This window comes from Marinimicrobium sp. UBA4509, from assembly GCF_002388575.1.
GTDB classification, from domain to species: Bacteria; Pseudomonadota; Gammaproteobacteria; order Pseudomonadales; family Cellvibrionaceae; genus Marinimicrobium; species Marinimicrobium koreense.
The window spans coordinates 37,466-48,483 of sequence record NZ_DGMV01000056.1; the positions used below are offsets into that span (position 1 = coordinate 37,466).

The following is an 11,018-nucleotide window of genomic DNA, read 5'->3' on the forward strand; positions in this document are numbered from 1 at the left end:
CGGCGGCGTGACAGGTTCTGAAAACGCGATGAATACATCCCTGTAGCTCTCTCACTTCATCCCTGAAGTGAGAGTTTCAGAACCTGTCACGCCGCCGGTCTTTCTGCCACCACGAAACCTGAGCAGTTTCCCAACCGTGGGTTAAGGCCACACTCTAAGTGCTCAAACACCAATAGCTACAGTAAATACTTAAAATACTAATATTGAAAAATTAATGTGAGAGAGAAAAACAATGAAAACATGGCTATCCCTTGCCGGGGCAGCGCTGCTATTGGGCGCCTGCACATCGACCAACAACCCCGATCAATCCCAAACCCACACCGAAGACTGTAGTCCCTACCTGGGCAACCCTTACGTCAAACACTGCCAGCAGTGGGAGACCACCTACGAGGGTCAACGCCAGGCGGATCTCGGTGACGGTACTTATCTCAACCCCATCATGTCCGGCGATCGCCCCGACCCGAGTATTCTCAAAGACGGCGACGACTACTACATGACGTTTTCCTCGTTTGAGGCCTACCCGGCCCTGACGATCTGGCACTCCAAAGACCTGGTGAACTGGGAGCCGGTTGGCCCGGCCCTGACCGAGTATGTCGGCAGCATCTGGGCGCCGGAGCTGACCAAGCACGACGGACGCTACTACCTGTACATTCCGGCAAAGTTTCCGGGCAACAACAATATCTATGTGGTCTATGCGGACAATATCGAAGGCCCCTGGTCCGATCCGATCGCGCTGGATAACGACCTGATTGACCCCGGTCACGCCGTGGGTGAAGACGGCAAGCGCTACCTGTTCCTGTCCGCCGGTTATCGTGTGCCACTATCTGACGATGGCCTGCGCATTACCGGCGACATGGAGCACGTCTATGACGCCTGGGATTATCCCGAGCACTGGGACGTGGAATGCGACTGCCAGGAAGGGCCCAAGATCATGCAGCACGGAGGCTATTACCATATGATCACCGCCGTCGGCGGTACCGCCGGTCCGCCTACGGGCCATATGGTGATTCACGCCCGCTCCAAATCCATCCACGGCCCCTGGGAAGACTCGCCCCACAATCCGATTGTGCGCACCGAGAGCGCCGCGGAGAAATGGTGGTCCCGCGGTCATGCCACCCTGGTGGAAGGCCCGACCGACGGTGACTGGTACATGATGTACCACGGTTATGAAAACGGTTATTACACCCTGGGCCGTCAGACCCTGATGGAGCCGGTGGAGTGGACCGACGATGGCTGGCTGGTCACCAAAGGCTACGACATGAGTCAGCCCATTCCCAAGCCCGAAGGTGGCACCGCGCTCACGCACGGTATCCCCCTTTCCGATGATTTCAGCACCAACAAGTTCGGCATCCAGTACAGTTTTTTCCGAGGGGATATTACCGAAAACGAACGGGTGCACTACGATCACGACGCTGGCGTTCTGGAGCTGGAGGCCAAGGGCGACTCACCCAGCAACAGCTCGCCTCTGACCTTCATTGCCGGCGATCACTCCTATCAGTTTGAAGTCGATATCGACTTTGACGAGGGTGCTCAGGCCGGCGCCATGGTGTTCTACAACGATAAGCTCTACGCCGGCGTTGGGGTCACCAAGGCGCATTTCGTCCTGCACCGCTACGGCATGGACCAGCGCACCGCCCCCAAGCCCGACGGCATGGACACCCAACTGCGGATGCGGATCACCAATGACCGGCACATTCTCACCATCCACACCAGTACCGATGGTGGGGAAACCTGGATCAAGTATCCGACCCAGATGGAAGTCTCCGGCTACCACCACAATGTGGCTTATGGCTTTATGAGTCTGCGCCCGGCCCTTTACGCGGCCGGTGAAGGTAAAGTGCGCTTCAGTAACATGGTGTATCGCGCTCTGCCCTGATAAGCTACACACGCACCCGGCCTTAAAGACAGACAATAATGGCCGGGTTGCACAGGGACTGGCCGCCGGGCGCCACGCCTACGGTCAGTTTCAGGTCAACATGGGGCAACAACCAGTTCAACGATAACAACCACGGTCTGGCAATTTTTGGAACCCAAAAAAACCATAGGTATTCACTCCATGACTACAAATGCAACTCACCCTGAACAGGGAAGTACGCTGTTTATTGTGTTGATCAGCTGCGTCGCCACTATCGGCGGCTTTCTGTTCGGCTTTGACAGCGGCGTCATCAACGGCACGGTCGAAGGCCTGCAAACCGCGTTCAACTCCGACAGTGCCGGTACCGGGTTGAGCGTGTCGTCCATGTTGCTCGGCTGCGCCGTCGGCGCCTTCTTTGCCGGTAACCTCGCGGACAAATACGGACGTCGCTCCCTGCTGATCGTCGCCTCGGTCTTTTTCATCGTGTCCGCTTGGGGCTCCGGCGTTGCTGGTGGCACTGTTGAATTTGTCATCTATCGCATTCTGGGCGGTCTCGCCGTAGGTGCCGCCAGCGTCATGGCACCGGCCTATATCAGTGAGGTGGCTCCAGCGCGCTACCGCGGTATGCTCACCTCAGTACAGCAGATCGCCATCATCACCGGCCTGACCATGGCGTTCTTCAGCAACTACCTGTTGGCCAAGTTCGCCGGCGGCTCCACCCGGGAGTTCTGGTTGGGTTTTGAAACCTGGCGCTGGATGTTTTGGATGGAGCTGATTCCGGCGTTCATCTTTTTCTTCGCACTTCTCGCCATTCCGGAGAGTCCCCGCTATCTGGTGGCATCCGGCAAAATGGAGCAAGCCGGCGGCGTATTGGCCCGACTCTACGGGCGCCGCACCGCCGAAACCAAAGTCGACGAGATCAGCACCTCCCTTGCCAAGGACCATCACCGTCCGCGGCTGTCCGACCTGATCAACAAACAGACCGGCAAGCTGCGCACCATCGTCTGGATCGGCATCGGCCTGGCGGTACTGCAGCAGTTCGTGGGCATCAATGTGGTGTTCTACTACGGTGCAGTACTCTGGCAGGCAGCGGGCTTCTCCGAAAACGACGCCCTGGCCATCAACGTCATCTCCGGCAGCATCAGCATCGCGGCCTGTCTGTTCACCTTTTTCTTTGTCGACAAAATTGGGCGCAAGCCGCTGTTGTGGTTCGGCTCGGCCGGTATGGCCATCACTCTGGGCCTGGTCGCCTACGCCTTTGCCGGTGCACCGGTGAACGTGGAAACCGGCAACCTGAACTTGTCCGACAATGCCGGCCTGCTGGCCCTGATTGCGGCGAACGCTTATGTGTTCCTGTTCAACCTGTCCTGGGGCCCGGTGATGTGGATCATGCTCGGGGAGATGTTCCCGAACCAGATTCGCGGCTCTGGTCTGGCCGTTGCCGGTCTGGCCCAGTGGTTGGCCAATTTCCTGGTCACCTGGACCTTTCCGATTCTTCTTGCGGGCATTGGTCTATCCGCCGCTTACGGTATCTACACCTTCTTCGCCGCGCTCTCTGTGGTGTTTGTGCTGATGATGGTGCATGAGACCAAAGGGAAGGAATTGGAGGAGATGGAGGGGTAATTACCTTGGGTTAGGCGGATGCGGCCTTTGGCCTTATCCGCCCTACGCATAGCACGGCAGGTCGTGTAGGGCGGATAAGCAAAGCGCATCCGCCGTAACCCAACGTTAAGCTCACCGCGCCAACCGCAACAATGCGGCCACCGAAATCGCATCGGTAATTTCACCGCAATCCACCATCGCGATGGCCTCGGTCAGCGGTAACTTTTTCACTTCAATATCTTCGCTATCATCCAGACTCTGCTCGACGGTCTGCAAATCCCGAGCCACGTAAATGATCGCGGTTTCGTCGGTGACCGAATTGGACAACTGCAGCTCCTGCAACATCTCCCAGTGTTGGGCCGAGAGCCCCACCTCTTCCTGCAACTCACGCTTGGCGGCACTCAATGGGTCTTCATCGCGGGGACAACCGCCCTCCGGGATTTCCCAGGTATATTCACCCATGGTGTAACGGGTCTGACGCACCAGCCAGGTGTTGCCCGCTTCATCAATCGGGACCACACCGACCGCGGTATTTTTGAAATGCACCACGCCATAGATGCCATCCGTACCAGCCGGAGTGATCACCTCCTCGTGGGACACTTTAATCCAGGGGTTTTCATACACGCAGCGCGTCGACTTGCGCTGCCAGCCGCCGATCCTATCTGTCACACAATCACCTTTATCATTTGGGGGAGGCATTCAGGGGTCAATGCAAACGGTGGGGGTCAAGCTCAACGCGCTGGATGTGTCGACCGAGCATCAACACCCGGCCAAAGTAGCGGTCACCGCCGGTGACGGTAAACTCGAAATAGAACGCACGCCATAAACCGGGGCGACCCCGGGCGTCTTTTTTGATCCAGAGCTTACGCAGATAAACACTCTGATCCAACATCTGCACCTGCATCTGTTCACAGTGACGACGGGCCGCGATGAACGCCCGGTCTTTCGCCTGGAAGGCGCGCCAGCTGTAATAAATGAACAGGCCCAGAACGGTCAGCCAGATCAACGCTTTCAAATCGAGCATGAATTCATGATTCCCGGACAAACCCGAAGGATACCGTCTGGTGACTCGCGGAACCACCCCGAGAGAAAAATTTTCAGCACAAGAAACGTGTGGCTTAACGCGAGCGAAAAGCAGAGGGGGCAAGCCAGAGCGAAGAGCACTCTGGCCCAATGCGGGCCGCCGGAACCGGCGGCCGCGCAGGTGATTGCGTTCGTTCAGATTACAGCGGTGTGACGTTTTCCGCCTGCGGTCCCTTCTGGCCCTGGGTCACTTCGAAAGTGACGCTCTGGCCTTCTTTCAACGTGCGACGACCTGAACCATTAATGGCACGAAAGTGAACAAACACGTCTGCACCACCTTCACGCTCGATGAAACCATAACCTTTGTCGTCGTTGAACCACTTAACAACACCTGATACCAGTTGATCTGACATACTTTCCTCGTCTAGCAAACAAATGCAGATCCGAAAACATCGACGAACCTGCCTGACATAAACCGACCTTGGTCAACGCCTGGGCGAGCAACGCAAAAGCCGGGGTGAAACAACCCCAGGGGTTGTGCTAAGGGAAGGGTCGAACAAAGTTACTGGAGGGTGCCTCGCGGGAGCCTAGCCTTTGGCCGTTCACAATCTCTAGCAAAAAAATTAAAGCACTTCGCTCCAGGCAGTTCAAGCATAATTTGATGAAACTTTGAGCGGGTTCCGAAGCGACAGTGCACGGCACCCATGGGGTGCCGAAAAAGGTGTGTGGCACCACATGGGTGCGCTACCGACGGGCGAGTACTTCGTGCAGGTAGATGGAGAGCACCACCAGAGGCATGCTGAATATCATCACCACGCGCTTCAGTACTTCAAACTCCAGTCCTTCCTTGGCCAACTGGTAACAGGCCAGCGCCCAGACGGCACTGGCGAAGTAGGCCCAGCGCCAGCGCCGGAAAACACCCAGCGCCACCACCCAGCCCACCGGGGCCAGTAACATACCATAGCCCTCTGAGTAGCCCAGAAACACCGCACCGGCAACCAGCAGGCACAGGATCAACAGAGCATTGAGCGACAGGTCCAGTCGGCGCTTACGCTCGGGGGTGAGTAGCGGCATAGTCGGCGTTATTCCTTGTCCACGAAGTACAGAGGATCTTTTTTGATGGCGGACAGTGCCGCATCCCAGGCCGCCTGGGCATCCACCAACATGCAATCGGCCGCGAGCAGTTGGCCGCGCTTTATGGCGCCTTCGGGCAGCAACGACTCCAGGCGATCGTAGCGTTGCACATAGCCTTTGAAGCTGTGACAGCGAACGGCATTGGTGATCTGCCGGCCTCGGGCGTCGGTGAGAATGAAGTCCACAGGCTCCTCTTCCAACAGGTACGGCGGCATCACCTGTTCTTCCACCGCGTGCATCATGGTGTTGACGGTGAAATCGCACCCGAGAAAGAGTATCCGGCCGCCGAGCTTCGGCAAGATGGCGAAAGGCGAATGCTCGCCACAGGGGGTGTGGTCCTTTTCGTGGCCCACGAGCAGGTCCGAGGTATTGGGACCGATCGCCGCCGCCGAGTGCGTCGGGTGAAGGCTGCGCACCACACCCTGCTGGCGCCGGAACGCCTCACTCAGGCTGCCGACACAGGAAGGGGTTTCCTCGGTGTCGAACAGCGGATTCTCGGCGTTGACCGTTTCGTAACTGAGCGTGGGCATTGCCAAGGTACCCGCGGGCCCCAGGGCCCGGCGCAACCCGGCCGATACGATATCAGCGGGCATGGCCTCCCCCAGTGAACGCAGCGATGCGTGCACCATCAGGGTATCCCCGGGCTTCACACCCAGGTCTTTGAGAAGGTTGGACAGTTCCAGATGGGGGTTGATATTCATAGCAGCTCATACTCCCATGGCTTTTTGAGCAAGCGTGTTTTTGATCAGTGGCAGATTGTCCACCCGCCGGAGCCCACTATTGCGCAGGGCGATCCAGGCGGGAGAGCGACTGCCGAAGAGTCGTTTGAAACCTTCCATGGTCGCCATCATGCCCAGGTTGTCCCCCAGGCGTTGGCGTTGATAACGGCGCAGTATCGAAGGCTCCGACAGCGGCAGGCCGCGAGTCAACGCCCGTTCAATTTCCTGATACAGGGCCTGCACATCCTTCAGCCCCAGATTCACCCCCTGACCGGCCAGGGGGTGAATACTGTGCGCCGCATCGCCGACCAGGGCGATGCCCGGGCGGATGTAATCCCGGGCGTGGCGCTGGTAGAGCGGAATACCGTGGCGGCGATCCGTACCGGTGACCGCCCCCAGGGTGTACTCGAAGTCCCGTCCGAGGCGGTCGCAGAATGCCGCGTCGTCCAGGGCCAGCAGTTCGTCGGCCAGAGCTGAATCGGCGGACCAGACAATGGAGCTGTAGTGCTCATCCCAGGGGTGTTCGCCGGCATCCACTTCCCCCCAGTGGCAACGCAGGGGCAGGAATGCCAGTGGCCCGGTGCGCATAAAGCGTTGGCGGGCCGTCTGGCCGTGGGGACGCTCGGTCCGCACCGTGGTGACAATGGCCCTCTGTTCATAGGGCCACTCCCGGATATTGAAACCCGCCAGCTCCCGCACCCGGGAGTGAGCTCCATCGGCGGCAATCACCAAAGGCGCAACCAGCGTGTGCCCGGTATCGAGGCCGACCGATGCAGCCCCGTCATCGCGCTGCTTAAGGGTCGCCACCGCCGACGGCCGGAACCACTCGACCGTGGACTGATAGGTCAAGGCCTGACGCAGGTGGCGCACCAGAACGCTATTTTCCACAATGTGGCCCAGCTGGTCGCAGTTGAGCTCATCCGCGTGAAAACCGATGCGCCCGCTGGCCTCACCATCCCACACCAACATATCCCGGTAGGGGCAGGCCCGTTCGGCCTCTATGTGCCGCCATAGGCCCAACTGCTCATAGATTCGCCGGGACGCCGGCGTCAGCGCCACCACCCGGGGATCGAACTGCTCCCCCCGATACACGGCCGGCTCGGCGTCGCTGGCTTCCACCAGCGCCAGGCGCAGGCCACGGGCCGCCAGCAGGGGCGCCAGTTTCAGTGCCAGGGTGGCCCCGACCTGCCCCGCACCGACGACAATGACATCGTACGTGGTTTCACTCATGGCCCCATCTCCGACAGCCGTTGAACGGGAGGTTCCCAGGGCGCACGCGGCCCGGCCGTGCCCATGGTCTGGGCGGCAAACCAGTCTTTTACCCCGGGCAGAAAGTCCAACCCGACAAACCCGAGATGACGCAACGCCATCAGACCGAGACGGCGGTTGGAAAACACCCGCACCAGTTTATCGCTCAGCTGTATGGTCAGACGCTGATCCTGGGCGCGCTGCGCCACATAACGATTCAGCACGGGCAGCGCCCCGGGATCACCTCCCTCCAGACGCGCCCGCCGCAAGACCGCCGCCAGGGCCGCCGCATCGCGCAGGGACAGGTTGAACCCCTGCCCCGCCACCGGGTGCAGATAGTGGGCACTGTTGCCCAGTAACACCAACCGCGAGCGCACCTGCTCCTGGGCCTGAACCAGCGCCAGCGGCCAGGACTGTCGCTCGCCGACCCGGGTCAGGCGCCCGAGACGCCAGCCGAAGGCCCGCTGCAGGGCGTCAAGAAATTCCGGCTCCGGGGCGCGGCGCAGTGCCTCGGCCTCGCCCGGGGGCAGGGTCCAGACCAGCGCGGCCCGACGGGCCTGCGGGCTTTCATCCAGCGGCAACAGCGCCAAGGGCCCTCGGGGGGTAAAGCGCTCGTAGGCGCGACCCCTGTGAGGTCGCTCGAACGAGACATTGGCAATCACCGCATGCTGCTGATAGTCGCGGCGGACCTGCTCTATGCCCAACCGACGGTGCAGATCGGAAGCGCCTCCGTCCGCGAGCACCACCAGCCGCGCGGTGAGCGTTCCCGGGGCACCCTCACCCTTCAGGGTGAGGGTGCTCAGGTGCCGCCCCGGCAACAGGCCGGTCACCTGCGCCGGGGCCAGCACCCGGACCTCCCGCGCGCCATCGGCCGCCGCTCGCAGGGTCGGTGCCAGCCAGGCATTTTCCAGAACGTAACCCAGGGCATCCCGGGCCTGCTCACGGGCGTCAATCAGGGCCCCGCCAAGGTGCCCCTGATCGGACACATGCACCTCCGTGATGGCCGTCGCGTGGGCTTTCAGCCGAGACCATAGCCCCAGACGCTGCAGAATATCGGCGCTGCCAGCGGAAATGGCGGTGGAGCGATTGTCATAGTGAGGCGCGTAGTGATCACTCACCAACCCGTCGGGAGAGCGGGCGTCGATCAACACTGTCCGCCAGCCGGCACCGCTGGCGGACAGCAGTCCGGCCAACACAGACCCCACCATGCCACCGCCCACAATGGCGATGTCGTAGTCCGGCAGGGCAAGCGATTCATTCATGGACAGGCCTCACACAGGAACAGTGGCGGTCATTACCGCGATCGCGATGCATCGGCCATCAGTGCCTCGATGTCATCCGGCTCCTTGGGCACACCGTCGGTCAGAACCTCGCATCCCTCTTTGGTCACCACCACATCGTCTTCAATCCGAATCCCGATGCCGCGCCACTTCCGGGCGACCCGCTCATTGTCCGGCGCCACATAGAGTCCGGGCTCCACGGTCATGACCATACCCGGCTCCAACAGGCGCCACTGGCCATCGATTTTGTAGTCGCCCACATCGTGCACATCCAGCCCGAGCCAATGGCCGACCCTATGCATATAGAATTCGCGATAGGCCTCGTTGGCGATCAGTTCATCCACTTCACCCTGCAAGAGCCCCAGCTCTACAAGACCTTCGGTCAGCACCTGGACCGACACCTCGTGGGGACGGTTCCAGTGGTTGCCGGGGCGGATCTCGGCAATCGCCGCCCGCTGCGCCTTGAGGACCCATTCATACAGAGCGCGCTGCTCCGCACTGAAGGTGCCGTTGACCGGGAAGGTCCGGGTGATATCCGCGGCATAGGTTTCATACTCACAGCCGGCATCAATCAAGACCAGGTCACCGTTTTTCAGTGCGGCGCTATTTTCAATATAGTGCAAGATGCAGCCGTTTTTACCGCCGCCCACAATACTGCTGTAAGCCGGGAAGCGCGCCCCGGCCATGGCAAACTCGTGCAGAATCTCCGCCTCGAGCTGATACTCCATCACCCCCGGCTGGCAGTAGCGCATGGCGCGACTGTGCGCCCGGGCGGAAATCTCCCCGGCGTGGCGCATCAGGCGCAGCTCGGCGGCACTTTTGATCAGGCGCAGGTCGTGCAGAAAGTGATTCAGATCGAGAAACTCCCCGGGTGGGGTGGCACCGGAGCGGACCTTCGCACGGATACTGTTCACCCAGTCCATGACCTGGCGATCAAACTCCCGATCTTTGCCCATGGCGTAGTAAACCCGCTCCCGGCCTTCGAGCAGGCCCGGCAGAATATCGTCGATGTCATCAATGGGGAACGCATCGTCGGCGCCGTAATCCCGGCAGGCACCTTCGGGTCCGGCGCGGTAGCCGTCCCAGATTTCCCGGTCCGGGTCCCGGTCGCGGCAGAACAGGACGAACTCGCCGTGTTCCCGCCCGGGAATCAGCGCCAACACCGCGCCGGGTTCGGGAAAACCGCTCAGGTAGTGCAGGTCGCTGTCCTGGCGGTAAGGGTACTCGGTATCGCGACTGCGCTGACGTTCCGGCGCCGAGGGCACTATGGCAATGCTGTTGGGTTCCATCACCTCCATCAGCGCCTTGCGCCGACGGGCGAACTCCTGACGTGTGATTTTCATGGATCGACCTTAGGGCTCAGCCGTTAGGTAACGCGAAAAAGGGGTAACGACATCAATGCAGGGTCGGGGGTTCATCCGCCGATGGGGTCTGGGTCGCCTCGGCACCGGGCACATTGGCATCCACCAGCGCCCGCGCGCCAAACTCCATAAACAGCGAAAGCGCGGCCATGCGCACATATTCCACCACTTCGACGTAATCGTTCTCGGCTTCACGGGCGGACTCTTCATCGTCCAGCTCCACCTGGGCAATGGCCGCCAGATCTTCCAGCGCCTCGCGGGCTTCGTCCGAAAGGTTAGTGTCGCCGGCGTGCCCAGCGCTGCCAAAGCCCACCAGAAAACCGTGACACCACTGCCCGAGGCACTGCACCCGCAGGGTGATTTCCCGCTCGTCTTTGGGCAGCAGCGGTTGCAGCGCAAAGCCGTTGCCGGTCAGTTGCGCCCGAGTATCCCGGTACACTTGGGTCAGCGCATTGCGGACCGACTCGTCCGGCGCCTGGGTAAAGTCCAGCTCTTCCACCGCCTCAAGCAACCATTCGGTTTCATCCGGTTTGGCCCCACCACAGAACTTCCCGCACAACAGCCCCTGCAATTCCGCCGGGTTGATCAGAATACCCAGCGGCTGTAACAGCTCGCTCAATTGTTCATAACTCAGGGGGGTTATTTCGGGTTCGGTCGTCATGGGCACCTCGTGTCGTTGACCGGATATGCTAACACGAATCCCGATTTGACGGCGGGCAGGCGTTAACAGCGAAGTGGTTACGGCGGATGTCGTCGAGTCCGGTTGCGGCGGATGCGCCTTCGGCTTATCCGCCCT

General features: G+C 60.5%; 11 protein-coding genes. 2 read left to right on the plus strand and 9 right to left on the minus strand.

Translation table 11 applies throughout. The annotated features are described in order from the left end of the window. The first annotated feature begins 232 nt into the window (after positions 1-232). Together B3520_RS10875 and B3520_RS10880 are read left to right on the plus strand one after the other, a co-directional pair. Positions 233-1,876, plus strand: a complete 1,644-nt coding sequence (locus B3520_RS10875; protein ID WP_286876037.1) for a family 43 glycosylhydrolase — start codon at positions 233-235, stop codon at positions 1,874-1,876. A 180-nt stretch (positions 1,877-2,056) separates the two neighbouring features. Beyond that, positions 2,057-3,478, plus strand: coding sequence for a sugar porter family MFS transporter (locus B3520_RS10880; protein WP_286805006.1), 1,422 nt, complete (start codon positions 2,057-2,059; stop codon positions 3,476-3,478). A gap of 111 nt (positions 3,479-3,589) precedes the next feature. On the opposite strand, the gene B3520_RS10885 is transcribed toward B3520_RS10880, so the two are convergent. The 9 genes from B3520_RS10885 to B3520_RS10925 form a co-directional block, all read right to left on the minus strand. Further along, positions 3,590-4,156, minus strand: a complete 567-nt coding sequence (locus B3520_RS10885) for an NUDIX domain-containing protein (RefSeq protein ID WP_414673680.1) — start codon at positions 4,154-4,156, stop codon at positions 3,590-3,592. Between the two features lie 7 nt (positions 4,157-4,163). Then, positions 4,164-4,481: a DUF3301 domain-containing protein gene (locus B3520_RS10890; protein ID WP_024461972.1), complete on the minus strand. Its 318-nt coding sequence runs from the start codon at positions 4,479-4,481 to the stop codon at positions 4,164-4,166. A gap of 199 nt (positions 4,482-4,680) precedes the next feature. Continuing rightward, complete coding sequence (locus B3520_RS10895; RefSeq protein WP_024461971.1) at positions 4,681-4,893, minus strand: cold-shock protein; 213 nt, start codon at positions 4,891-4,893, stop codon at positions 4,681-4,683. A 331-nt stretch (positions 4,894-5,224) separates the two neighbouring features. Continuing rightward, positions 5,225-5,554 (minus strand): hypothetical protein, encoded by a 330-nt coding sequence (locus B3520_RS10900; RefSeq protein WP_123639355.1) that lies wholly within the window; start codon positions 5,552-5,554, stop codon positions 5,225-5,227. Positions 5,555-5,562: 8 nt separating this feature from the next. Beyond that, the gene (locus B3520_RS10905) at positions 5,563-6,315 is read right to left on the minus strand and encodes an AAC(3) family N-acetyltransferase (protein WP_286805004.1); all 753 of its coding nucleotides are present in this window, start codon (positions 6,313-6,315) and stop codon (positions 5,563-5,565) included. Between the two features lie 6 nt (positions 6,316-6,321). Next, positions 6,322-7,563, minus strand: a complete 1,242-nt coding sequence (locus B3520_RS10910; RefSeq protein ID WP_286805003.1) for a UbiH/UbiF/VisC/COQ6 family ubiquinone biosynthesis hydroxylase — start codon at positions 7,561-7,563, stop codon at positions 6,322-6,324. Next, positions 7,560-8,843, minus strand: coding sequence for a 2-octaprenyl-6-methoxyphenyl hydroxylase (ubiH, locus tag B3520_RS10915; protein WP_286876039.1), 1,284 nt, complete (start codon positions 8,841-8,843; stop codon positions 7,560-7,562). The genes B3520_RS10910 and ubiH overlap by 4 nt, the downstream gene beginning before the upstream one ends. Positions 8,844-8,875: 32 nt before the next feature. Beyond that, positions 8,876-10,204, minus strand: coding sequence for a Xaa-Pro aminopeptidase (pepP, locus tag B3520_RS10920; RefSeq protein ID WP_123639358.1), 1,329 nt, complete (start codon positions 10,202-10,204; stop codon positions 8,876-8,878). Positions 10,205-10,256: 52 nt separating this feature from the next. Next, complete coding sequence (locus B3520_RS10925; RefSeq protein ID WP_123639359.1) at positions 10,257-10,883, minus strand: UPF0149 family protein; 627 nt, start codon at positions 10,881-10,883, stop codon at positions 10,257-10,259. Positions 10,884-11,018 lie beyond the last annotated feature (135 nt).